The sequence below is a fragment of the Polaribacter gangjinensis genome, assembly GCF_038024125.1.
In the GTDB taxonomy this organism is placed as follows: domain Bacteria; phylum Bacteroidota; class Bacteroidia; order Flavobacteriales; family Flavobacteriaceae; genus Polaribacter; species Polaribacter gangjinensis.
Map to the genome: position 1 here is coordinate 1,483,952 of NZ_CP150662.1, position 24,965 is coordinate 1,508,916.

General features: G+C 31.6%; 23 protein-coding genes and 1 tRNA gene. 16 read left to right on the plus strand and 8 right to left on the minus strand.

The window, feature by feature from the left end; all coding sequences use genetic code 11:
* Positions 1-2: 2 nt before the first annotated feature.
* A complete protein-coding gene (locus WHA43_RS06650; protein ID WP_105046313.1) occupies positions 3-2,243 on the minus strand; it encodes a TonB-dependent receptor in 2,241 nt (746 codons plus the stop codon).
* Positions 2,244-2,317: 74 nt separating this feature from the next.
* Positions 2,318-2,722: an HYC_CC_PP family protein gene (locus tag WHA43_RS06655; protein ID WP_105046314.1), complete on the minus strand. Its 405-nt coding sequence runs from the start codon at positions 2,720-2,722 to the stop codon at positions 2,318-2,320.
* 106 nt (positions 2,723-2,828) lie between these two features.
* Between WHA43_RS06655 and WHA43_RS06660 the strand changes: the two genes are divergently transcribed.
* From WHA43_RS06660 to rodA, 7 genes are all read left to right on the plus strand, one after another.
* On the plus strand, positions 2,829-3,281 hold the full coding sequence (locus WHA43_RS06660; RefSeq protein ID WP_105046315.1) for a GAF domain-containing protein: 453 nt from the start codon (positions 2,829-2,831) through the stop codon (positions 3,279-3,281).
* A gap of 101 nt (positions 3,282-3,382) precedes the next feature.
* Complete coding sequence (gene purH / locus WHA43_RS06665; RefSeq protein ID WP_105046316.1) at positions 3,383-4,909, plus strand: bifunctional phosphoribosylaminoimidazolecarboxamide formyltransferase/IMP cyclohydrolase; 1,527 nt, start codon at positions 3,383-3,385, stop codon at positions 4,907-4,909.
* 76 nt (positions 4,910-4,985) lie between these two features.
* Positions 4,986-6,014 (plus strand): rod shape-determining protein, encoded by a 1,029-nt coding sequence (locus WHA43_RS06670; RefSeq protein WP_105046317.1) that lies wholly within the window; start codon positions 4,986-4,988, stop codon positions 6,012-6,014.
* Positions 6,015-6,030: 16 nt separating this feature from the next.
* Entirely contained in the window at positions 6,031-6,858 is an 828-nt protein-coding gene (mreC, locus tag WHA43_RS06675) for a rod shape-determining protein MreC (RefSeq protein ID WP_105046318.1), read from the plus strand.
* Positions 6,851-7,354 (plus strand): rod shape-determining protein MreD, encoded by a 504-nt coding sequence (gene mreD, locus WHA43_RS06680; protein ID WP_105046319.1) that lies wholly within the window; start codon positions 6,851-6,853, stop codon positions 7,352-7,354. The genes mreC and mreD overlap by 8 nt, the downstream gene beginning before the upstream one ends.
* The gene (mrdA, locus tag WHA43_RS06685) at positions 7,354-9,243 is read left to right on the plus strand and encodes a penicillin-binding protein 2 (protein ID WP_105046320.1); all 1,890 of its coding nucleotides are present in this window, start codon (positions 7,354-7,356) and stop codon (positions 9,241-9,243) included. Before mreD ends, mrdA begins: the two co-directional genes overlap by 1 nt.
* A complete protein-coding gene (rodA, locus tag WHA43_RS06690; protein WP_105046321.1) occupies positions 9,224-10,504 on the plus strand; it encodes a rod shape-determining protein RodA in 1,281 nt (426 codons plus the stop codon). Before mrdA ends, rodA begins: the two co-directional genes overlap by 20 nt.
* A gap of 128 nt (positions 10,505-10,632) precedes the next feature.
* On the opposite strand, the gene rpsT is transcribed toward rodA, so the two are convergent.
* The 3 genes from rpsT to proS form a co-directional block, all read right to left on the minus strand.
* Positions 10,633-10,884, minus strand: coding sequence for a 30S ribosomal protein S20 (gene rpsT, locus WHA43_RS06695; RefSeq protein ID WP_105046322.1), 252 nt, complete (start codon positions 10,882-10,884; stop codon positions 10,633-10,635).
* 34 nt (positions 10,885-10,918) lie between these two features.
* Positions 10,919-10,990: transfer RNA gene (locus WHA43_RS06700), tRNA-Glu, on the minus strand.
* Between the two features lie 86 nt (positions 10,991-11,076).
* Positions 11,077-12,555 carry a proline--tRNA ligase gene (gene proS, locus WHA43_RS06705; RefSeq protein ID WP_105046323.1) on the minus strand — a complete coding sequence of 493 codons (1,479 nt, stop codon included), beginning with the start codon at positions 12,553-12,555 and terminating at the stop codon, positions 11,077-11,079.
* A 148-nt stretch (positions 12,556-12,703) separates the two neighbouring features.
* Between proS and WHA43_RS06710 the strand changes: the two genes are divergently transcribed.
* From WHA43_RS06710 to WHA43_RS06730, 5 genes are all read left to right on the plus strand, one after another.
* Positions 12,704-13,654 carry a hypothetical protein gene (locus WHA43_RS06710; RefSeq protein ID WP_105046324.1) on the plus strand — a complete coding sequence of 317 codons (951 nt, stop codon included), beginning with the start codon at positions 12,704-12,706 and terminating at the stop codon, positions 13,652-13,654.
* 31 nt (positions 13,655-13,685) lie between these two features.
* Positions 13,686-15,068: an OmpP1/FadL family transporter gene (locus WHA43_RS06715; RefSeq protein WP_105046325.1), complete on the plus strand. Its 1,383-nt coding sequence runs from the start codon at positions 13,686-13,688 to the stop codon at positions 15,066-15,068.
* A 101-nt stretch (positions 15,069-15,169) separates the two neighbouring features.
* Complete coding sequence (locus tag WHA43_RS06720) at positions 15,170-16,075, plus strand: NifU family protein (protein ID WP_105046326.1); 906 nt, start codon at positions 15,170-15,172, stop codon at positions 16,073-16,075.
* Between the two features lie 11 nt (positions 16,076-16,086).
* Positions 16,087-16,815 carry a bifunctional demethylmenaquinone methyltransferase/2-methoxy-6-polyprenyl-1,4-benzoquinol methylase UbiE gene (ubiE, locus tag WHA43_RS06725; protein WP_105046327.1) on the plus strand — a complete coding sequence of 243 codons (729 nt, stop codon included), beginning with the start codon at positions 16,087-16,089 and terminating at the stop codon, positions 16,813-16,815.
* Position 16,816: 1 nt separating this feature from the next.
* Complete coding sequence (locus WHA43_RS06730) at positions 16,817-17,515, plus strand: porin family protein (protein WP_105046328.1); 699 nt, start codon at positions 16,817-16,819, stop codon at positions 17,513-17,515.
* Positions 17,516-17,531: 16 nt separating this feature from the next.
* Here the strand turns inward: WHA43_RS06730 and WHA43_RS06735 are convergent, their stop codons facing one another.
* Complete coding sequence (locus WHA43_RS06735) at positions 17,532-18,263, minus strand: TrmH family RNA methyltransferase (protein ID WP_105046329.1); 732 nt, start codon at positions 18,261-18,263, stop codon at positions 17,532-17,534.
* 27 nt (positions 18,264-18,290) lie between these two features.
* Between WHA43_RS06735 and WHA43_RS06740 the strand changes: the two genes are divergently transcribed.
* The 3 genes from WHA43_RS06740 to accD all read left to right on the plus strand — a co-directional run bounded on the left by WHA43_RS06740 (position 18,291) and on the right by accD (position 23,000).
* Positions 18,291-20,819 (plus strand): outer membrane protein assembly factor, encoded by a 2,529-nt coding sequence (locus WHA43_RS06740; RefSeq protein WP_226742803.1) that lies wholly within the window; start codon positions 18,291-18,293, stop codon positions 20,817-20,819.
* A gap of 93 nt (positions 20,820-20,912) precedes the next feature.
* Positions 20,913-21,980, plus strand: coding sequence for a class II fructose-bisphosphate aldolase (gene fbaA / locus WHA43_RS06745; RefSeq protein WP_105046330.1), 1,068 nt, complete (start codon positions 20,913-20,915; stop codon positions 21,978-21,980).
* 159 nt (positions 21,981-22,139) lie between these two features.
* Complete coding sequence (gene accD / locus WHA43_RS06750) at positions 22,140-23,000, plus strand: acetyl-CoA carboxylase, carboxyltransferase subunit beta (RefSeq protein ID WP_105046331.1); 861 nt, start codon at positions 22,140-22,142, stop codon at positions 22,998-23,000.
* Positions 23,001-23,030: 30 nt separating this feature from the next.
* On the opposite strand, the gene WHA43_RS06755 is transcribed toward accD, so the two are convergent.
* Together WHA43_RS06755 and WHA43_RS06760 are read right to left on the minus strand one after the other, a co-directional pair.
* The gene (locus WHA43_RS06755; RefSeq protein WP_105046332.1) at positions 23,031-23,849 is read right to left on the minus strand and encodes a TlpA family protein disulfide reductase; all 819 of its coding nucleotides are present in this window, start codon (positions 23,847-23,849) and stop codon (positions 23,031-23,033) included.
* A 6-nt stretch (positions 23,850-23,855) separates the two neighbouring features.
* The gene (locus tag WHA43_RS06760) at positions 23,856-24,467 is read right to left on the minus strand and encodes a bacteriocin fulvocin C-related protein (RefSeq protein ID WP_105046333.1); all 612 of its coding nucleotides are present in this window, start codon (positions 24,465-24,467) and stop codon (positions 23,856-23,858) included.
* Positions 24,468-24,694: 227 nt separating this feature from the next.
* Between WHA43_RS06760 and rpsO the strand changes: the two genes are divergently transcribed.
* Positions 24,695-24,964: a 30S ribosomal protein S15 gene (gene rpsO, locus WHA43_RS06765; protein ID WP_105047317.1), complete on the plus strand. Its 270-nt coding sequence runs from the start codon at positions 24,695-24,697 to the stop codon at positions 24,962-24,964.
* Position 24,965 lies beyond the last annotated feature (1 nt).

Here is a 24,965-nt window from a genome sequence, read left to right on the forward strand (position 1 = left end):
GGTTAATTTATGTTAAATCGTAAGCCTGTATAAATGGCACGTCCAAAAATGGGTGCATATACAATAGTGGTATCAAAATTGGGTCCAAAAGGATTGTCATTTCCTAAAATAGGATTTCTTTGTTGCACATTTGTCAAATTTTCTGCGCCAATATATACTTCAAATCTATCTGAAAAAACCCTTGTGATTTGCGAATTCAACAACTGATAAGGGGCAGCAAATTCAGGCAATTGATATTGAGCAGGATTTGAACTTGTATCTGGCAAACGTTGTTTTCCAATGGCATTGAAAGTAACATCAAAACGCCATTGTTTTGCATTTTGAGGTTCAGTTTCATACGAAAGATTTGCAAAAAATCGATGTTGTGGTTGAATTGGTTTTTGCAAATTTCCACTTTTATAAGTCGTTACAATGTCAAAATATTTATAGGCAGTTCGCAATTCTAAATTGGTAGCTAGTGTATAATTCACCTCCAATTGAAAACTATTGGCAATACTTTTCCCATCCAAATCATAGAAAGAAATCGCTTGTGGGTTTTCCCAATCAACAACTACTTGATTGCTAAAATTAGTTCTGTAGTAATCAAACGTAATATCTCCTTTTTGATTGAAAATATTGAATTTTTGCAAATACGAAATCCCATAATTCCAAGCAATTTCAGGATTTAATCCATAAATATTTCCGTTGTTATTTTCGATATTGATTTGTCTTGAACTTGCAAACAATTGTTGATTTTCAGCAAAAATATTCGCACTTCTTTTTCCTCTACCAAAAGAAGCTTTGATTACTCCATCATCCCAAGGATTGTAGCGCAAATGCAAACGTGGAGTGATAAAATTTCCCAATAAATTATGAGAATCTACTCGCAAACCTGCAACCAATGAAAAATCATCCAAATTATCAAACGTATATTCAAAAAAAGCACCTACAGAAGTTTCTTTTCTGCCAAAATCCAACAGGTTTACTAATTCATCGTAATTGTCGTGCGTAAAAGACAAACCAGTTTTAAACTTATTACGAGTATCACCAATAATCGAATTAAATAACAAATTCGAATACACACTTTGATGCTGAATATCATACGAATTCAACCCAAAATAAGAATCTTGTTGATGATTGCTATAGGCAATTTGAAAACCAAAACTTTGATAGGGCATTTCTGGAAAAACGTACCCTAATTTTGCAGAAGTTTCAAAACGTTTGGTATCAATTTCACTTCCCCAAAATTGTGTTGTTCCTTTGTGAATTTCAGGATTAAAATCGAGTTCGCCAGTTTGTTTTTCATCATTCATAAAACGCACATTGATAAAACTCACCCAACCTTTTTCAGCGTCTGTAAACTGCCAACGATTCAATACGTTGAGTTGTTTTGAAAGTGGCATGTCCAAAAAATTATCGTCATTCATATCGAATTTTTGACCGGTATAATTTCCATGAACATACAAACCTGTGTCCCATTTATCAGACACTTTTTTATTGAAATGAGTATTCAATTCAAAACGTCCCATTTGTGATGCAAACGCATTCAAAAAGAAACTTTTGTCTGTTGATGGTTTTACCAATTCTGTATTGATTTGTCCAGAAATACTTTCAAAACCATTCACAACACTTCCTGCACCTTTGGTAATTTGAATACTTTCCACCCAAGTTCCAGGTGTAAAAGTGAGTCCGAAAACCTGACTTGCACCTCTTACAGAAGGAATATTTTCTTGGGTAATTAACAAATACGGACTTGTCAATCCTAAGATTCTGATTTGTCTTGTTCCAGTTAAAGCATCAGAAAAACTCACATCAATAGATGGATTTGTCTCAAAACTTTCTGCCAAATTACAACATGCTGCTTTTAGCAACTCTGCACTATTTACTGTAAAAACATTGGTTGTTGTAAAAAGTGATTTTTGTACGGTATTCTTTTTACTTTTGATGGTAATTTCATCTAAATCACCTTCTGGAGTTAGAAAATGATGAATGGGCTCTAAATTAGTTATTGTTATTGTGTCCGTTTTAAATCCAACATAACTTATCACCAATTTTTTATACTCTGATTTATAATCAATGGTAAACCAACCTTTTTTATTTGTGATTGCGCTTACATTGGTATTCAACCAATGAACGCTTGCGCCTTCTACTCCCAAAGCATTTGTTGGGTTGTTTTTATCCATAATCATTCCTGTAAAAGAGGTTTGTGAAAAAAGGAATGAAGCAACAAAAAACAGTAAAAAACTGAGGATATATTTTTTCATATTAAATGATTTTTAATGTATTAACGTGTTTTAAATCTTCAAATAAGAAGATTTTACGAGTCAATAAATAAAAATCAAATGATGTAAACCTGAAAAAGTGCTTGATAATCCTTAGGAATATCTGGTGGAGAGAAATCTTTATAAAAGTCCTTTTTGGTGCTTTTTTCTAAGAAAAGTGCTTGGTATGAATGTACAAAAGCGACAACAAATTGTTGTTTTTCTAAATCAAAATCTTCAAAAGAAAACTGTTGCAATTCATCTTGACCTTCAATTTGATGAACTTCGTCTTTACAACATCCTTTTTTCTTGGTAGTTGCTACTTTTTCCATATCCATGCCACAATCATCAGCATCCCCTAAAAATGAAACATCCATCAAAAATTCGCCACAAAAATGCTTTTCAACTGTAAAAGATACCGTTGAAAAAAGCACCAATAATGAAAGTGCGTAAGAAGTAATTTTAATAAATTGCTGTTTCATAATTCGTTGCAAATTTACAAAACTTCATGCAAATTTTCTGTTAAAATAAATTCAGAAAAAAATCACTCCAAATTTTCAACTATTTTTGCATTTCAAAATTATCAATATGAATTTAGCATTTTTAGAACAAGAAATTGATACCATCATCAACTCTGAAAAAATAAGAGAAGCAAAACTACAAGCAATTTGTGATTTTTTAGAAAGTCAAATTTCCTATTATGATTGGGTAGGTTTTTACTTCAAAAACGGAGATAAAAGAGAGTTGAAATTGGCACAATTTACTGGCGAACCAACTGAACACACCATCATCCCGTTTGGAAAAGGAATTTGTGGACAAGTAGCTGTAAGCAATCAAAACTTTGTTGTTCAAGATGTTAGTGAACAAGAAAATTACATTTCTTGTGGTTGGAAAGTAAAATCTGAAATTGTAATTCCGATTTTTGTAAACGGCGAAAATATTGGTCAAATTGATATTGATTCGCATTCCGTGAGTCCATTTACCAAAGATGATGAAATACTTTTAGAATATGTTTGTGAAAAAGTAGCCAACTTATTCTAAATTCTTTTGACTGTTAATTAATTACCAAATTTGTTACTATCTTTTTATTGCGGTTCAAGGTATGATTGTGTACTTTTGCGGGCTTAACAACTTTACATAAAATGAGCACTTCAAAACAAATCAAATCTGCCTTAATTTCCGTTTTTCATAAAGATGGTTTAGCACCAATTGTACAAAAATTAAACGAACTAAACGTTACCATTTATTCTACAGGAGGTACAGAAACTTTTATCAAAGAACTAGGGATTGATGTAATTCCAGTAGAAGATGTTACTTCTTATCCATCTATTTTAGGCGGAAGAGTAAAAACTTTACATCCAAAAATTTTTGGTGGAATTTTAAATAGACAAGATCACAAAGGAGATATTGTTGAAATGAAAGAATATGAAATTCCGCAAATAGATTTGGTGATTGTTGATTTGTATCCTTTTGAAAAAACAGTGGCCTCTGGAGCATCAGAAGCTGATATTGTTGAAAAAATTGATATCGGAGGAATTTCATTAATCAGAGCAGCTGCCAAAAATTTTAAAGACACTTTTATTGTTTCGTCTATGGAACAATATGAAGAATTTTTAAATATCATTTCCGAAAATAAAGGCATTACAACCCTAGAACAACGAAAAAAATTCGCTGCAAAATCGTTTAATGTTTCTTCGCATTACGACACTGCTATTTTCAATTATTTTAATGAAGATGAAGTGGTTTTTAAAGCTAGCGAACAACAATCTCAAGTATTGCGTTATGGTGAAAATCCACATCAAAAGGGCTATTTCTTTGGAGATTTAGATGCGATGTTTGATAAATTGAATGGAAAAGAATTGAGCTACAATAATTTGTTAGATGTTGATGCGGCTGTAAATTTGATGGATGAATTTAAAGGTGAAGCTCCCACTTTTGCCATTTTAAAACACAACAACGCTTGTGGCTTTGCGCAAAGAGACACCTTAAAACAAGCTTATATTGATGCTTTGGCTGGTGATCCTGTATCTGCTTTTGGTGGAATTTTAATTGCAAATACTACTCTTGATGCTGCTACCGCTAATGAAATAAATGATTTATTTTGCGAGGTGGTTATTGCTCCAAAATACGATGAGGATGCATTAGAAATTTTAAAGGCAAAGAAAAACAGAATTATTTTAGTGCAAAAAGACGTGAAATTACCACAGCAATTGGTTAGAACTTCGTTAAACGGGTTGTTAGTACAAGATAAAGATTTCATAACAGATACTATTGAGCACTTAACATACGTTACCAATTTAAAACCTAATACAGCAGAAATTGAAGATTTGTTATTTGCATCAAAATTGTGCAAAAACACCAAATCTAATACCATTGTTTTGGTAAAAAATAAACAATTATTGGCAAGTGGAACTGGACAAACAAGTAGAGTTGATGCTCTAAATCAAGCCATTGAAAAAGCAAAAAACTTTGGTTTTGATTTGAATGGAGCTGCCATGGCAAGTGATGCATTTTTTCCATTTCCTGACTGTGTAGAAATTGCTGATAATGCAGGTATTAAAAGCGTGATTCAACCAGGAGGATCCATCAAAGATCAGTTGAGTATTGACTACTGTAATGCGCACAACTTAGCAATGGTAACCACTGGAATTAGGCATTTTAAACATTAATAAAATAGCAACTAAAATACAAATTTATTTTAGTAGTTTTGTAAGATTACATCATTTAAAAATAACATAGAAATTTATGGGTTTTTTCGATTTCATGACGGAAGATATTGCCATTGATTTAGGCACTGCAAACACATTAATCATTCATAATGGTAAAGTAGTAATTGACAGTCCATCAATAGTTGCAAGAAATAGAATTACAGGTAAAATCATTGCAATTGGTCATGAAGCAAGTCTTATGCAGGGAAAAACCCATGAAAACATCAAAACAATTCGTCCTTTAAAAGACGGGGTGATTGCAGATTTTCAAGCATCTGAAGAAATGATTAAAGAGTTTGTAAAACAAATTCCCTCCATCAAAAAGAAATTATTTCCTCCAGCTTTGCGTATGGTTATTTGCATTCCATCAGGAATTACAGAAGTTGAAAAACGCGCTGTAAGAGATTCTGCAAAACATATGAATGCCAAAGAAATTTACTTGATTTATGAACCAATGGCTGCAGCAATTGGTGTTGGCATTGATATTATGGAGCCAAAAGGAAACATGATTATTGATATTGGTGGTGGAACTACAGAAATCGCGGTAATTGCTTTGGGAGGAATAGTTTGCGATCAATCTGTAAAAGTTGCGGGCGATTTGTTTACGAATGATATTATGTATTATATGCGTACCCAACATAATTTACATGTTGGAGAATCAACTGCGGAAAAAATAAAAATTACTATTGGAGCAGCTACAGAAGATTTAGATAATCCACCAGATGAAATGTTGGTTCAAGGAAGAGATTTATTAAGCGGAAAACCAAAACAAGTACAAGTTTCTTATCGCGAAATTGCAAAAGCATTAGACAAATCAATTTTACGAATAGAAGATGCTGTGATGGAAACTTTATCAAAAACTCCACCAGAATTAGCCGCAGATATTTACAATACAGGGATTTATTTAGCGGGAGGTGGCTCTATGCTTAGAGGTTTGGATAAACGTTTATCAAGAAAAACAGATTTGCCAGTTTATGTAACAGAAGATCCTCTAAGAGCCGTAGTTCGCGGAACTGGAGTTGCTTTAAAAGAACTTGTAAAATATAAGAATGTACTTATGAACTAGTCTTTAAATTCTATCAATGCAACAACTGATTTTTTTTATTCAGAGGTTTAAATATTTCTTATTTTTTTTATTGCTAGAATCTATTGCGTTTAGCTTGATTTTAACGAATTTAAATTTTCAAAAAAGCAAATTCGTGAATTCAACCAATTCAATTGTTGGTGAAATTTATTTTCAAAAATCAAAAATTACAGCTTATTTCAATCTAAAATCTGAAAACGAATTGTTAGCTGCTGAAAATGCACGCTTAAAAAATGAGCTTCAGCGAAAAGTTATCACTTCTCAGGTAATCGATTCAACGATTGTTGATACTGTAAGATATTTTCAAAAATTTTCATTTACAACAGGCAAAATCATCAATAATAATTACAATAAAGAATTCAATTTTTTAACGCTTGACATCGGAAAAAATCAAGGAATTGAAAAAGAAATGGCAGTTATCAATAGCTTGGGAATTGTGGGAATTGTTGATAATACTTCTGATAAATATGCAAGAGTTCAATCTATTTTAAATAAGAATAGTAAAATCAATGCTCGTTTAAGAAACAGCAATTATTTTGGTACTCTAGATTGGAATGGAGATGATTACAGAACAGTTCAGCTGATTGACATTCCAAGACAAGCTCCCTTAAAAATTGGTGATACCATTGAAACTGGAGGAAAATCAACCATTTTTCCAGAAGGAATTTTAATAGGTACTGTTTCAAAAATTAATAAAGGAAACTCTGCAGAGAATAGAGTTGTTATAAAACTTTTTAATGATATGAGTAATTTAGGCACTGTTTATGTAATTAAAAACTTTGACAAACTTGAAATACAAAAAATCGAAAACTTAGAAAATGAATAATCCATTCAAACTGTTTTTTTTATTTTTTTCACTGCTATTTCTTCAAGTATTCATATTGAATAATATTTTATTGTTCGATGCTATAAATCCGTATTTATATATTGTTTTTGTTTTTTTATATCCGCTAAAAGAAAATAAAATACCCATATTATTTTTCTCCTTTTTATTAGGTTTAGGAGTAGATTTTTTCTCAGATACAGGAGGAATTCATGCTTTTTCATTAACAGTTATTGCCTACATACGCCTGTTTTTTGTAAAAGTTTATTTTAATAAATTAGAAATAGATTTTCCATTTTTTAGTTTAAAAACAGAATCTTTTGGAAAAATTTTCAACTATGTAGTAACTTTAACAGTCATACATCACTTTATATTTTTTTCTTTGGCTAACTTTAGCTTTCATAATTTTTTTAATGTACTGAGTAATACATTTTTTTCGAGTATTTTTACACTGTTTTTATATTTTATTGGCTCAGCTATTTTCACAAGAAACGAATAATGCAAAGAAGTTTTTTACTTTATTTTTTAATCTCAGCTGTTGGATTATTTTTTATTGGAAGACTTTTTCAATTGCAAATTGTAAAAGGAGTTGAGTTTGATCCTGTGCATAATGCCGCCGTAAAAATTGAGTATGATTATCCTGAACGAGGTTACATTTATGATAGAAATGGTCAACTTTTAGTTGCCAACCAGCTTTCTTATGATGTGATGGTGCAACCTAATCAAGTGAAATCTTTTGACACTATTGAGTTGTGTAAACTCCTTAAAATTGACAAAGAAGATTTTATAAAAAGATTCCAAAAAGCCGAAAATTACGCAACCTATTTACCATCAGTTTTTTTAAAACAACTTGCCAAAGATGACTTTGCCTTTTTGCAAGAAAAGCTTCATAAATTCAATGGATTTTATATTCAAAAAAGGGTTATTAGAGATTATCCAGTGAATGCAGCAGCCAATGTTTTAGGGTATATAGGTGAAGTAAATGAAGAAAAAGCCCGAACAAACGATGATTATGAACAAGGTGAATTGGAAGGAAAAGAAGGTGTTGAAAGAGAATATGAAAAAGTTTTAAGAGGTAGAAAAGGTAAAAAATATTACAATAGAAACCGATTTAATAAAATTACAGGTTCGTACAAAAATGGACAAATGGATACATTACCTGAAAGTGGCAAAGACCTAACCTTAACCATTGACATTGAGCTACAAATGTATGCACAACAATTGATGAATGGCAAAAGAGGGGGAATTGTAGCAATCGAACCATCATCTGGAGAAATTTTAGCATTAGTAACGTCTCCATCTTATGATCCAAATATGTTGGTTGGACGTGATCGTACTAAAAATTCGCTGATTTTAATGAATCCAAAAAATCCAGAAAAACCAACTTTTGATAGAGCTTTACTAGCTGCATATCCTCCTGGATCACCCTTTAAAATGATGAATGCCTTGGTTGGTTTGCAAGAAAATGCCATCAATACCGAAACAAGTTTTAGATGTTATGGTGGCTACAGATATGGAGGAAAAGCAATAGATTTTATGCGTTGCCATTGCGGAATTTACGATTCACCCATCGCATTAAAAACAGCTATTGCAAAATCTTGCAACAGTTATTTTTCCAATACCTATAAAAAAATTGTTGAGAAAAAAAGAAAAGCAAGCGAATCTCTTGATATTTGGAATAAGCACGTAACAAGCTTTGGTTTAGGCGGTTATCTTGGTTATGATTTGCCCTCAGGATCCCCAGGATTGATACCTGATGGTGCTTATTATGACAGCCGTTACAAATATAGATGGAGTGCATCAACCACCATTTCAAATGCAATTGGACAAGGTGAAATTTTAACAACACCTATTCAATTGGCCAATTTTACTGCTGCAATTGCCAATAAAGGATATTTTTACACACCTCACATCGTTAAAAAAATAGCACGAAAACCTATTAATAATCCAAATTATACCATCAAAAAGCAAACTACTATTAAAAGCGAATATTTTGAACCAGTAATTGAAGCAATGCATGAAGTTTTTAAAACCGGAACAGGAAGATGGAGTCAAGTTAAAGGAATTGAAATTTGTGGAAAAACAGGTACATCAGAAAATTTTATACGCATAAATGGCTACAAACAACAATTGCCAGACCATTCCATTTTGGTAGCTTTTGCCCCTAAAGAAAATCCAAAAATTGCATTGGCAGTATTTGTAGAAAATGGTGGTTATGGTTCTACAATTGCCGCACCAATTACCAGTTTGATAATTGAAAAATACTTAAACGGATTTATTTCAGAGGAAAACAAACTAAGAGAAACAAACATGTTGAACCTAAGTTTGCAAGATATTTACAATTATTACAGACCAAAAAATAGAGAAGTTGCGTCAAGAGAAGAATAATATTTTTGAAGGAATTGATTGGATTCTAGTTTTTTTCTACCTAATTCTAGTTGGCTTTGGCTGGTTAAATATTATTGCTGCCTCACAAAATGACGAATATATTGATGTTTTTAATTTCAATACAAACTATGGAAAACAACTACTTTGGATTTCCCTTTGTTTTCCGATCATTATTTTAGTCTTATTTTTTAATTCTAAATTTTACGAACGTTTTGCAAGTATCTTCTACCTTTTAGCAATTCTCTCACTAGTATTAATTTTTCCACTCGGAAAAGAAATCAATGGTGCTAAAGCTTGGTATAATTTTGGTTCTATGAGTTTGCAGCCAGCAGAATTTGTAAAAACGTTTACAGCCCTTGCAATCGCTAAACTTTTAAGTGATCGTCAATACAATCTTTCACTGATAAAAAACCAAATAAAGGCATTTACAGTTATTTTTTTACCAGCCATTTTAATTGTTTTACAACCTGACCCAGGTTCTGCATTAATTTACTTAGCCTTCATTTTAGTTCTCAATAGAGAAGGATTAACCTTAAACTACATCATCTTCGGAACTCTATCAATAGCTTTATTTATTCTTACAATTTATGTTGGTACTTACAAAATATCTGTTTGGTTGTTTTCAATTATAACAATCATTTTATTTTACCTCATTTACAAAGGCGGAAAACGATTGTTACGTTTTAGTTGGCATAAAATATTAATAACATATATAGGTTTAGGAATGTTTATCTATGGAACTGGATTTGTATATGAAAATGTTTTTAAGCAACATCATAGAGATCGTTTTGAAGTGTTATTAGGATTGAAAATTGATACCAAAGACATTGGTTATAATTCTTATCAATCTGAATTAACTATCAGCTCTGGAGGTTTAACTGGAAAAGGATTTTTAAACGGAGATATTACCAAAGGCGATTTTGTGCCTGAACAACATACAGATTATATTTTTAGTACTGTTGGCGAAGAATGGGGATTTTTAGGAAGTTCTTTGGTTATCATTTTATTCATGCTGATGATTGCTAGAATCATTTATTTAGCCGAAACACATACCAATAAATTTGGAAGAATTTATGGATATGGCGTAGCATCCATACTTTTTTTCCACGTAACTGTAAATATTGGAATGGTGATTGGATTGCTGCCAACTGTAGGGATACCTCTCCCCTTTTTCAGTTATGGAGGTTCTTCTTTGTGGGGTTTTACCATATTACTTTTTATTTTTATCAGATTAGACGCTCATAAAAAATACGATTGGTAATTTAAAATGAAGTAATTGAATTGTTTTATATAGCAATACTCCTCTTGTAAAATATTGATAATCTCAATATAGGTCATAAAAAAAGCTCTGAAAATTCAGAGCCTTTATATTGTTAAAACTGTAAAATCTTACAACGCAGCTACGTGCTTAGTCAATTTAGATTTTAAGTTTGCAGCTTTATTTTTGTGGATGATATTTTTCTTAGCCAATTTATCCAACATTGAAATAACGTTAACTAATTTTCCTTCAGCTTCAGCTTTATCTTCTAAAACACGCAAATCTCTTACAGCATTTCTTGCTGTTTTGTGTTGATATTTATTACGTAACTTTTTAGCTTCGTTACTTCTAATTCTTTTTAATGCTGACTTATGATTTGCCATAATATTGTATTCTTCGTTTTTATTTAAAACTTTGTAGTCCGTACGGGAATCGAACCCGTGTTACCAGGATGAAAACCTGGCGTCCTAACCCCTAGACGAACGGACCATCACAATTTTGTATTCCTTAATTGCGGATGCAAATATACAACGTTTTTAAAATCCTACAATTTTTTTTTAAAAAAATTTTAAAAATTAATACGCTTTCGCAAAAAGCACTCTTTTGGAAGAAGATTCCCCTGTAAACACACAGTTTCCAGCCTCTTCAATTGCATCATTTGGGATACATCTAATAGTTGCTTTTGTCAATTCTTTTATTTTTTCTTCAGTTTCTGCAGTTCCGTCCCAATGTGCAGCAACAAATCCACCTTTGTTTTCAATTACATCTTTAAATTCATCCATAGAATTCACCTGAGTAATGTGATTGTTTCTGAATTGTAAGGCAGTATCAAACAAATTAATTTGAATTTTCTCTAATAACTCTGAAACATACGTCACAAGATTGTCTTGTGAAATACTCTCCTTAGTTAGCGTATCTCTTCTGGCAACTTCAACAGTATTGTTTTCCAAATCACGACTTCCCATGGCGATCCTTACAGGAACTCCTTTTAGTTCATATTCTGCGAATTTTGCACCAGGTCTTAATGTATCTCTGTCATCATATTTTACAGAAATTCCTAATTTTTTGAAAGCACTCACATACGTCTGAATTTTTTCAGAAAGCAATAACAATTGATCTTCTCCTTTATAAATAGGAACAAAAACTACTTGAATTGGGGCTAATTTTGGTGGCAAAACCAACCCAAAATCATCAGAGTGTGTCATAATTAAACCTCCAATTAAACGTGTAGAAACTCCCCAAGAAGTTGCCCATACATATTCTTGCTTTCCATCTTTATTCGTGAATTTAACATCAAAAGCTTCTGCAAAATTTTGTCCTAAAAAATGACTTGTACCTGCTTGCAACGCTTTTCCATCTTGCATTAAAGCTTCAATGGTATACGTATCTTCAGCTCCTGCAAAACGCTCACTGTCTGATTTTACTCCTTTTACAACAGGCATCGCCATAAACTCTTCAGCAAATGTTGCATAGACATGTTGCATTTGTTTTGCCTCTGCAACTGCTTCACTTTTTGAGGCATGTGCTGTATGCCCTTCTTGCCATAGAAACTCTGAGGTTCTTAAAAACAATCGCGTTCTCATTTCCCATCTTACTACATTTGCCCACTGATTGATTAGTAAAGGCAAATCTCTATAGGATTGAATCCAACCTTTGTAAGTACTCCAAATTATTGCTTCGGATGTTGGTCTTACAACCAATTCCTCCTCTAGTTTTGCTTCAGGATCAACTCGTAATTTTCCTGGATTTTCAGGATCATTTTGCAAACGATAATGGGTAACAACGGCACATTCTTTGGCAAAACCTTCTGCATTTTTTTCTTCTGCTTCAAACAAACTTTTAGGAACAAATAATGGAAAATACGCATTTTGATGTCCTGTTTCTTTAAACATTCTATCCAATTCTGCTTGCATTTTTTCCCAAATTGCGTATCCATAAGGTTTGATAACCATACAACCTCTTACCGCTGAATTTTCTGCTAAATCCGCTTTTACAACCAACTCATTATACCATTTTGAGTAATCTTCTTCTCTTTTTGTTAAACTCTTGCTCATGTTTCTTTACTTTGGCACAAATATTGTTATTTTTTAACTATTAATTTCGTGTTAATTCTTTTTTAAAACGGTTACAAAACTACTATAAATAAGTCTTTTTAACACAAATTTTATAATTAATTCAGTACTTTTATAAAAACATATGATCATGAAACTACAAAATAAACTATTCAGCATTCAATCATTTATAATTTTTGCAACCGCTAATTTGGTATTGGTTTCATGCGGAACATACCAAACTGCGTATTATGAAGATGGTATTTATAGCTCTCCAAATAATATAGAAAAACGACAAATTGTTGTTGTTGAAAGAAACAACAACAATAATTTTGAAGAAAACTATTTTACAAAAAAATTAGACAGCTTAGAACGAATCTCTGAGTATGAAATATTTACTGACATCGATTCATATAGTTCAAATCCAAATTATTCGGATCCTAATGGAAATTACAATCAAAATGAACCTTGGGGATATCAAAATGACAATGTAATTGTCAATGTAAATTTGATGAATGACCCTTTTTGGTATGGAAATGGTTTTGGAATGTGGGGTTGGAATGATTGGGGATGGAACAATTGGGGATGGAACAATTGGAATGTAGGATGGGGTTGGAATCGTTGGAACAATTGGGGTTTTTATGGAAACCCATATTGGCATCCGTATGCTTATAATTGGGGCTGGAATGGTGGATTTTACAATCCTTATTTTTATGGAAATTCTTGGAGAAATAACGGGTATTACAGAAATAATACTTACGGACGAAGAAATACAAATTATGCTTACGGGCGAAGAGATTCAAACGGAATTATCAGAAACAATTCTATAACCAACAGAAGAAACTATTTTGATTACAATCAGAATTCAAATAATTTTAGAAGAAGCACTATTGGAACTCCTGTAAGAAGAAGCTCTACTATTAGAGGAAATAATTATAATGATCGAAACTCAAATTATTCATCAAGAAATAGTTCAAACACAAATAACAATACCAATTCATCAACAAGAAGATCAACAACAACTTCTTCAAGAAGTAGTGGAAATACTTCGAACTCTGGCAGAGGTTCTACTTCTGGAAGAGGAAGAAGAGGAGGAAATTAAATCATCACTTTTAGTTACAAAAGGTTTTAAAATGAAAAAAATTATCGCATCAGCAATTTTGTTGGCAACCGTGGCTGCTACAAATGCTCAATCTTTAGGATATCAAGATTTAGGAATCCTTTTCTCTCAAAATGATAATAACGGAACTGCGCGTTTTACAGCAATGGGTGGTGCTTTTGGAGCTCTTGGAGGAGATATATCAAGCATTAACATCAATCCTGCAGGTTTATCTGTATTTAATAATAGTATGTTTTCTGGAAGTTTTAATTCTAGAAGTTCAGATATTATAGCTGATTATTATGGCAACAGACTTACAACTCAAGATCAATTCATAGACTTATCTCAAGCTGGTGGTGTATTGGTTTTTGATAGTGCTTATAGAAGTAATTGGAGCAAATTTGCAATGGGATTTAATTACAGAATCACTAAAGATTTTACTGATGGATTCATCGCTCAAGGAAATAGTGGAGTTGCCACTTTTGTTGATTTTCCTTTAGACACCAATACAAATCCTTTTGTATATGATATTGCTGATGAACAACTCTTTAACAATACCTACAATGGCGATTTGAGCGAATTCAATATCGGATTTTCATCCGTGTATCAAGAAAAATTACATGTTGGAGTATCTTTAAATTTTTATGATTTGAATTTTACGCAACGCTCAAATTTAACAGAGTTCAACAGTGATATCAATGGCAATGAATTGGATGCCAATTTATACCAAGAAAATTTTACTACCGGAACTGGATTTTCTTTCAATACAGGATTTATTTATAAAGTAAACAATAGTTTTCGATTTGGATTATCTTATCAAACCCCAACTTGGTTTTCAGAAATTATAGAAGACAGCAATATTGTAAATAACGACGGATATTTTGGAGACACGGAAATTGCCGTAAGCAATGATAATGCAGTTTATAACAATACAGCTGGCGGATTTTTCCCCTCACAATCTCTTATTTACAGATTACGAACTCCAAGTAGATTAACTGCGAGCACTGCATTCGTCTTTGGAAAAATAGGATTGATTAGTGTTGATTATTCAAACATGAATTACACCAGAACAAAACTTTCAGGCGCCAATTTTATGCAAGAAAATCAGGCATTTCAAAACGATTTTGTAAATACCCACAATTTTTCAATCGGAACAGAATGGCGTTTTGATAAATTCAGCATCAGAGGTGGTTATCGTTTTGAGCAAAGTCCAGATGCTTTTGCATTGAATTCAGATGACTTGAATGAATATTCATTTGGGGCAGGCTACAACTTCGGAAATTTTAAATTGGATTTTGCTTACAGAACCAATAATCGAACTGCAGCCTACAATTTTTACTCAGGATTTAATGTAAACCCTGCAAATTTAACATTAGACAATCGCATATTTACAGCATCCGTTTCTATCAATTTATAAGAAGTTTAACACATTAAAAAAGACCTTGCATCAAAAACATGCAAGGTCTTTTTTATTAGAAATGATTTTTTTGCCGTAATTTTGCTTTTTATTTGAAAATCATGCAAGAGACTAAAATTAGCATTCAAAATTCATCCAACGAAACCATTTTAAAATTCAATAGCAATACTACATTAATCAATGCAGGAAGTTATGAATATGGAAATATTGATGAAGCGAAAAAATCGCCCTTAGCGCAGCAATTATTTTATTTGCCGTTTGTAAAAAAAGTGTTTATAACTCCCAATTTTATTGCCATTCAACGTTATGATATTGTTTCTTGGGATGATGTACAAGAAGAAGTTCGTGAGCAAATTGAAAATTATATCAACGAAGGCAATGTTGTTGTAAATGAAGAAACTGCTGCTTCTAAAAAAGAAGCAATTGAAGTGTATGCTGAAGTAACTCCAAATCCATCAGTAATGAAATTTGGCACCAACAAAGTATTAACTCAAACTGATGCTGAGTTTAAAAACATAGAAGAGGCCAGTAAAATTTCACCATTAGCACAAGCTATTTTTTCATTTCCATTTGTAAAAGAAGTGTTTATTTCCGACAATTATATTTCCATTACCAAATACAATATGGTTGAATGGAATGAAATTTTTGCAGAAGTTCGCAGTTTTATCAGAGAATATTTAGTTGCAGGAAAAACCATTTTTTCTGAATTGCCTTCTCAACAAAATTCAACAACTTCATCAACTGTAATTCCTGAAGTAAAATTAGACGGAATTGCTGGACAAATTGTTGATATTTTAGATGAATACATCAAACCTGCTGTGGCTGGTGATGGTGGAAACATCGCATTTCGTTCGTATGATGAAAGCAATAAAATTGTAAGTGTTGTATTGCAAGGTGCTTGTAGTGGTTGTCCATCATCAACTGCAACCTTAAAAAACGGAATTGAAAATTTATTGAAAGAAATGTTGCCAAACCAAATCAATGGCGTTGTTGCAATTAATGGATAAAAATGCTTTAAATGTCTGAAATTATAAAACCATACAGAGATTCTCAACTAGGAAAAAAAGAACAAGTTACTCAAATGTTTGACACCATTTCAACCAATTATGATGGTTTAAACCGAGTAATTTCTTTAGGAATTGATGTAAAATGGCGAAAAAAAGTAGTGAAAATTGTAGGCGAAAATAAACCCAAACAAATTTTAGATATTGCTACTGGTACTGGAGATTTAGCGCTGATGATGGCAAATTTGAATCCTGATAAAATTATTGGTTTGGATATTTCTGCTGGAATGCTCGAAGTTGGTAAACAAAAAATCAACAAAGCAAATCTGTCAAAAAAAATAGATATGATTGTGGGCGACTCAGAAGAAATGCCTTTTGAAAATGATACTTTTGATGCGATTACGGTTTCTTTTGGCGTTCGAAATTTTGCAAATCTTGATAAGGGCATCAAAGAAATCGCACGAGTTTTAAAACCAACAGGCGTTTTAGTAATTTTAGAAACCTCCAATCCAACAAAATTTCCTTTCAAACAGGGTTATAAATTCTATACGAATTTCATATTGCCTTTGGTTGGAAAATTGTTTTCTAAAGACAAAGTTGCGTACACTTATCTTTCAGAATCTGCAAATTCTTTTCCATTTGGTGAGGTCTTCAACAATATTTTGCGTAAAAATGGGTTTAGTGATGTAAAGCACAATCCTGTTACTTTTGGAGTAGCAACAATTTATACAGCGAGAAAATAATATGATAAAAAAAACGGTTTTTACAACAATCTTTTTTATTTCTTCTTTGACTATTTTTGGACAAAGAGAACGAGTTGACAACCTACCCACTTTTGATAATAAAAAATTACATTATGGCTTTTACTTGGGTCTTAATCAGAATGATTTTAAACTGAATTTACGAAATAGCACCATAGCAAATGCCGACATTACAGTATCACCCACAGCAGGTTTTAATGTGGGTTTGATTGCAGATTTGCGCTTACACAAAAATTTAAATCTGCGTTTTGAACCAGGTTTGGTTACCAATTCTAAGAAAATTTATTTCAATCATTTGGCAATTCCTAGAGATAGTGTTCGCGAAATTGGTTCTACGTATTTACACGTTCCGTTATTACTGAAATTTAGCACAGATCGTTATAAAAATATTCGCCCTTATGTGTTGGCAGGAATTTCTTATGATCATAATTTTTCGAGTAATGAAGCCAATCAAGATGATAATTCGGCTGGCGAATTCCGAATGAAAACGCACAATTTCATGTATGAAGTTGGCATTGGCATTGACATTTACTTGTATTTCTTTAAATTTTCACCGTCAATTCGTGGCGTTTTTGCCATTAATAACGAGGTAAAATATGATGATGACCCTAATAGTCAATGGACAGCTCCTATCAATTATATGGGAACACGTGGTGTTTTCTTGAGTTTTGCTTTTGAGTAAATAGCTGTTTAAAAAATTAATTTCCTCTTTTAAATTCGCTCAACAAAATAGCTGTTGCAGTGGCTACATTCAAACTTTCTGTTTGTTGTATTTCTCCAAATCTCGGAATTGAAATAATTTGGTTTGCCAATTGTTTTATTTCATATGAAACACCATTTGCTTCATTTCCCATAATTAAAATTGCTTCCTCAGGAAGTTTGGTTTTATACACATTTTCACCATCCATATCTGCCATAAAAATGGGCAAATTACTTTGCTGCAAAAAAGTTATTAATGTAGTATAATGAATCGCAATTCTTGGTAAAGACCCCATACTTGCTTGCACTACTTTTGGGTTGTAACAATCTACAGTATCTTCAGAGCAAATCAATTGTGTAACCCCAAACCAATCACACAATCTGATAATAGTTCCTAAATTTCCAGGATCGTTTATGGCATCTAAAACTACTGTTACACCTGAACTTTTTATTGGTTTTTGTGTCGGAATTTTAAACAATCCTACCACTTCATTGGGTGTTTTTAGCTGACTAATTTTTTTTAAATCAGCCTCAGAAATGAGGGTTCTTTTATCTTGAAAATCTTCACAACTAAAATCATTTGTGGCAAATAATTGGAAGATTTCAAAAGAAGATTGCAGTAATTCATTGACCACTTTTACGCCTTCAGCCAAAAATAATTGGTGCTTTAATCGGTATTTTTTTTGAGTTAAACTCTGTATGAGTTTTAATTGATTTTTAGAGATGCTCATTAATTGATTGTAAATAAAAATATACCAATGAAAAATACTATTTTTGGCATTATTACCGTTGCTAAAATAATGAAAAAACTCGCTTTCTACTTTTTATTGACAGTCTTTTTTGCATCCTGTGATTCTACTAAAAGGGTTACAGAGGGAAAGTACCTACTTAGAGAAAATGTACTTTTTATTGATAGCGTAAAATCAAAAAGTGGCGATTTAGAAAAATATATCTTACAAAAACCCAACAATCGCCTATTAGGACTTCCTTTTGGATTGTATTTTTACAATTTAGGAAATCCTGACAAACCCAAAACCCCTTCAGAATGGGCTGTAAAAAACCCAAAGTCATATCAATTTATCAAAAGTATTTTTTCTGAAAAACAAAGTATTGCCTATGCAAACTCGTTTATTAATTTGAATAATTGGTATTTAAAAAATGATGCTCCCGTAATTTTAAACGAAAATAAAATTAAAAAAACAGCCGATAATTTATGGGCATATTATAAAACTCAAGGATACTTTAAATCGAGTGTAGATACTGTTATCAAAAGAAATAACGATAAAAAAGCCCTAGTTGAATATCACATTAACAAAGGAAAACCAACCTTGTTAGATAGCATTCTTGTAAAAATTGCTTCCCCTGATTTAGATTCTATCTTTAAAAATACCAAACGTGATAGTTATTTAAAAAGTGGCAATCAGTACAAAGACCAAGATTTTAGAAACGAGGCAAGTAGTGTGGTAAAACTTTTTAGAAATAGCGGAATATTTCATTTTACAGAGGCCGCTTTAGGATTTTATGTAGATTCAACAAGAGCTGATTATAAAACCAATGTAGAGTTTTTAATTTCAGCCAATAGATTGACAGAGGAAAATGGGAATTATGTTGAAAAACCCTATAAAATTCATAAAATAAAAGAAGTTGCTGTTCATACGGATTATTCATTTACCAAAAAAGATGAAATTAGTAAGGATACAATTTCTTATGACGGAATTTCATTCTATGCAAATGACAAAATCAAATTCAATCCAAAATATTTATCGCAATCTATTTTCTTAAAACCGGGAGAAGTTTATAAAGATACTCTAAGGAATTTAACAAGAAATCATTTAAAATCGCTACAAAATTTTAAGTCAACTACTTTAAAATTCACACCAATATCAGAAGATTCTGGCGATTTACGTATGGATGTTTTTTTAACTCCTTTAGAAAAATACAACTTGGGATTGGAAACTGAAATTACCCACTCTAACATTCGAAATATTGGAACATCAGCCAAATTTTCTATCACAAATAGAAATGCTTTTAAAGGAGCAGAATTGTTAAAAATGTCTGTTTTAGGATCTTGGTTCAACTCCAATAATGGTCCTGGATGGGAATTAGGTGCTGATATTTCTATAGAAGTTCCTCGTTTTTTAGCGCCTTTTAGACTTAGTAGACTTGTTCCTAAAGAGATGTCTCCAAGAACCTATATTTCATTGGGTTCTAGTTTTCAAAAAAATATTGGTTTGGATAGACAAACCTTTACATTTATGACCGATTTTAAATGGCAATTCAATGCTAAAAAAACAGTACAATTAGAAATTTTAAATACGCAATATGTTAAAAATCTGAATGTTACTAGCTTTTTTGATATTTATAGTTCCGAATTTTCAAGACTGAATGAAATTGCGCAAATCTATCCTGGAATTGGAGGAAATTTACCAACTGATGAAACCAAATTTGATGAAACTGTACAATTTATGTCGTCAGTTGCCAATGATGCTGGTTTTCAAGCTACAAATCCTGACGAATACAACACTGTTTTAAACATCCAAAATCGTTTCAATATTGTCACTTCCGATTTCTTAATTCCAGTTATTGGATATTCATTTACATATAACAATCAATTGGGCGTTAAAGACAATAATTTTTCATTCTTAAAAGTAAGAATTGCCAACTCAGGAAATATACTAGGACTTTTATCTAAAAACAGAAATAGTAACGACAAGAAAACATTTTTAAATATTCCTTTGGCGCAATATTTTAAGTTTGATATTGAATACAAGAAATTTTGGGATACAGGAAATAATTCCGTTTTTGCTTTTAGAACTCAATTAGGAGCCATTATAACTTATGACAATTCTGACATTCCTTTTATCAAAAGTTATTTTGCTGGAGGCTCTAATGATATCAGAGCTTGGCAAACCTACGAATTAGGTCCAGGAAGAAGAAATACCGGACTAGAATTTAATACTGGTAGTTTTAAAATTTTAACAAGTGCTGAATATCGTTTTGACATGTTTAGCAAACTTAAAGGCGCATTTTTTGTGGATGCAGGAAACATTTGGGATATTACAGGCTCTGATTTTGTAGATGATGATGCAAAATTCAAAAATCTATCCTCTTTACAAAACATTGCAGTTGGATCAGGATTTGGAACAAGGTTGGATTTTAACTTTCTAATTCTGCGTTTTGACATCGGATTTAAAACCTACGAACCTTATTTAGAAGGCAATAAATGGTTTCGCAACTATAATTTTTCGAATGCTGTGTATAACATCGGAATCAACTATCCATTCTAAAAAATACATCGTTTTCGTTATTTTAAAGTCAATTTTCAATTAAAAAAAGGCATATTTTTAGTACTTTTGAAGAATAATATCAATACATCAAACATGAGTCATACAATAAAACCTGGAGTAGCCACAGGAAAAGAAGTTCAAGCAATATTTCAACTTGCTAAAGAAAAAGGATTTGCAATCCCAGCTGTAAACGTAATTGGTTCTAGTACCATTAATGGCGTTTTAGAAACTGCCAAAGAATTAAATGCACCTGTAATCATTCAATTTTCGAATGGTGGAGCGCAATTTAATGCAGGAAAAGGACTATCAAACGAAAATCAAAAAGCAGCTATTGCTGGCGGAATTGCTGGTGCAAAACACATTCACGAACTAGCTGAAGCTTACGGAGTTACTGTAATTTTACACACAGACCACTGTGCCAAAAACTTATTACCTTGGATTGATGGATTGTTAGATGCATCTGAAAAACATTTTGCAGAAACTGGAAAACCTTTGTACAGTTCCCACATGATTGATTTATCAGAAGAGCCTTTGCACGAAAATATCGAAATTTGCAAAGAATATTTGGCAAGAATGAGCAAAATGGGCATGACTTTAGAAATCGAATTGGGAATTACAGGTGGTGAAGAAGATGGAGTTGACAATTCGGATGTTGATTCTTCAAAATTATATACGCAACCAGAAGAAGTGGCGTATGCTTACGAAGAATTATTAAAAGTTTCTCCACAATTTACTATTGCTGCAGCATTTGGAAATGTACATGGAGTTTACAAACCAGGAAACGTAAAATTGACTCCAAAAATCTTACGTAATTCACAAGAATACATCTCAAAAACCTACAATGTACCTCATAATACAATTGATTTTGTATTTCATGGAGGTTCAGGGTCAACTGTTGAAGAAATCAGAGAAGCTATTGGTTATGGGGTTATCAAAATGAATATTGATACCGATTTACAATTCGCTTACACAGAAGGTATCAGAGATTATATGCAAAAAATGGCACCTTATTTGGCGTCACAAATTGGAAATCCAGAAGGCGCAGATCAACCCAATAAAAAACATTACGATCCAAGAAAATGGTTGCGTTTGGGCGAAGAAACTTTTAAAGCTCGTTTAAAACAAGCCTTTCAAGACTTGAATAACGTAAATACTTTGTAAAAAGTTTTCATAAATAACTAAAAAGCATCTTTCAAAAATGAAAGATGCTTTTTTTATGGAGTAAATTTTAATCGTCTACAAAAAATCTTTTACATTTGCTGTTCAGAAAAGTTGAAAGTACTTTTGAAATACAAACAACAACTTTAAATAAAGAATCATATGACTGCTTGGTTTAAAAGAACAGATAAAGGAATTCAAACAGCTACTGAGGATAAAAAAGACACGCCCAAAGGTCTTTGGTACAAAACTCCTAGTGGTAAAATAATTGATACAGAAGAGTTAAAAAAGAATCTATACGTAAGTCCAGAAGACGGATATCACGTAAGAATTGGAAGTAAAGAATACTTTGAATTATTTTTTGACAACAATACGTTCACAGAATTAAACGAAAACTTGACTTCAAAAGACCCATTGAAATTTGAAGATACTCAAAAATATCCTGATCGTTTAAAAGAAGCCCAAGCCAAAACAAAATTAAAAGATGCTGTAAGAACAGCTGTTGGAAAATCATTAGGTAAAGATTTGGTAATTGCTGCTATGGATTTTTCTTTTATTGGAGGTTCTATGGGATCTGTAGTGGGAGAAAAAATTGCACGTGCCATCAACTATTCTATTGAACATAAAATTCCGTTTTTGATGATTTCAAAATCAGGTGGTGCACGTATGATGGAAGCGTCACTTTCGTTGATGCAATTGGTAAAAACCTCTGCAAAATTAGCGCAGTTGGCAGATGCTAAAATTCCGTATATTTCTTTGTGTACAGACCCAACAACAGGAGGCACAACCGCTTCTTATGCCATGTTAGGAGATATTAACATTGCTGAGCCCAATGCATTGATTGCCTTTGCAGGGCCAAGAGTTGTAAAAGACACAACAGGAAAAGAATTGCCTGAAGGATTTCAACGATCAGAATTTGTTTTGGAACACGGTTTTTTAGATGCTATTTACGAACGAAAAGACCTAAAGAAAATGGTTAATTTGTATATCGATTTGATTCAGAATTTACCTATAAGGAAATAACAAAAAAGCCAGCGTTTGCTGGCTTTTTTGTTACTCATTTAATAATTTTTCAATTTCATATTCCAATTTATAAATAAAAACATTTTTTTCATTCATATTTAAATTTCCTATAAAACGTATAATCCCATTTTTTAAAATTATTTGTGTAGGATATTTATTAAAACCTAACTGTTTAGGAATCGTATCTGAATCTGAAAATAAAACAGGAAATTGATAATTATATCTTTCAATACGAGTTTTTGCATAGCCAATTGTATCTCGTCTCTCAGGAATATTTACAGCAAATAGTGAAACAGATGTGCTATTTTTATATTTTTTAAAAATATTTTCAAATTCTGGAAATTGTTGAAAACAAGCTCCACAACTTGTTGTCCAGAAATCTAAAACAATTACTTTATTTTGAATAGTATCAACTCTTATTTGATTTTCATTATGTGAAAATTCCATTTTAGGGGATTGAATCCTCTTAAAAGAATCATGATTTTCAACAACGTACAAGAAATTTACAAAACCATAAATACCTACAAAAACTATGATAATAGGATACCCTAATTTTAAAAATATGGATTTATTTTTTAAATAATAACCTAATAAAAAAGATAGAGGAGTAAAAACTATATAAATTATTACAGAACTCAATTTTATATCAGGCAAAAATAATTGAATAAACCAAATTGCTAATAAAGGAGCAAAAGAAGCCAGAACATTTTTATAGCTCATGTACATACTAGCTACAAATGCTCCTATCATAAATAAAGGAAAAATTATAGTTTGTGTTTTAAATAGAAAAACGAAAGTAATATATAATAATATGACTAAACCACCATTTATGAATACTTTTTTTAACATTTTATACTAATTAGGTATAAAAATATCATCTGTACAATATCCATTACAGGTTGAAGTTCCAAATACACCACAATCAGTATTTGCTACTGTACATTTATCGGGTTTATGACAAGTATTATTATACCCAAAACACGAGGCACTATATCTACAAACACAAGGAGGATCTATACCTTCTGTTGTTAAATTATTTGAATTCAAATCTTCATTTAATTTTGAATAACTTACATCACCTACAGTAAAAAAAGCTGTATAAATAAACTCTTCATTCCAATTAAATTTCTTAGCCCCTATCATTACTTTTTCATACAATTCGTCTGAAAATTCATCTGAAATAGGTGCTTTATAATCTATTTTTTTGAATTCCTCAGCAAAATATTTCATATGATTTAATTCTGCTTCTGATAAATTCATTTGTAAAATATAATTTATTTTTTGCGCCCATACTTTCCTTCTTTTTTCAGGAGGCAATAGTCTCATTACTGCTTTTTGCTTTTCGAAATCTAACTCCTTTATTTCTTTTCTTTCGAAGTTTAGTAATTGTATTTTGTTTTCATTTACCCATTGGTTTATATCCTCATTGTGAGAAAATTGATGTGCTTCATTTTCTGTGCAGCTCATAAAAAAAATTGAAAAAATAATGATACAAATAATCTTGAAAAAAATGTTGTTTTCGTAATAATTTTTTTAATTTGTTAAAATTTATTTTGTCTTCATAGCCAAGAAGTTCATAATAATAATATTAATAATAATATCAAAATTATTGTTTTAAAAAATAAATCCTATATTTGCACCCTCAATGGAAAAAATTCATTGAACTGCATAAAAATCATTTAAATAATATTGGCATGTACTTAACAAAAGAAGTAAAAGAAAACATCTTCGAAAAATACGGTAAAGGAAAGAATGATACCGGTTCTACAGAAGGTCAAATAGCGTTATTTACGCACAGAATCAACCACTTAACAGATCACTTAAAAGCAAATCGTAAAGATTTCAACACAGAGCGTTCGTTAGTAATGTTGGTAGGAAAACGTAGAAGTTTATTAGATTATCTAAAGAAAAAAGATATCGAAAGATACCGTACAATTATCAAAGAATTGAACATTAGAAAATAAT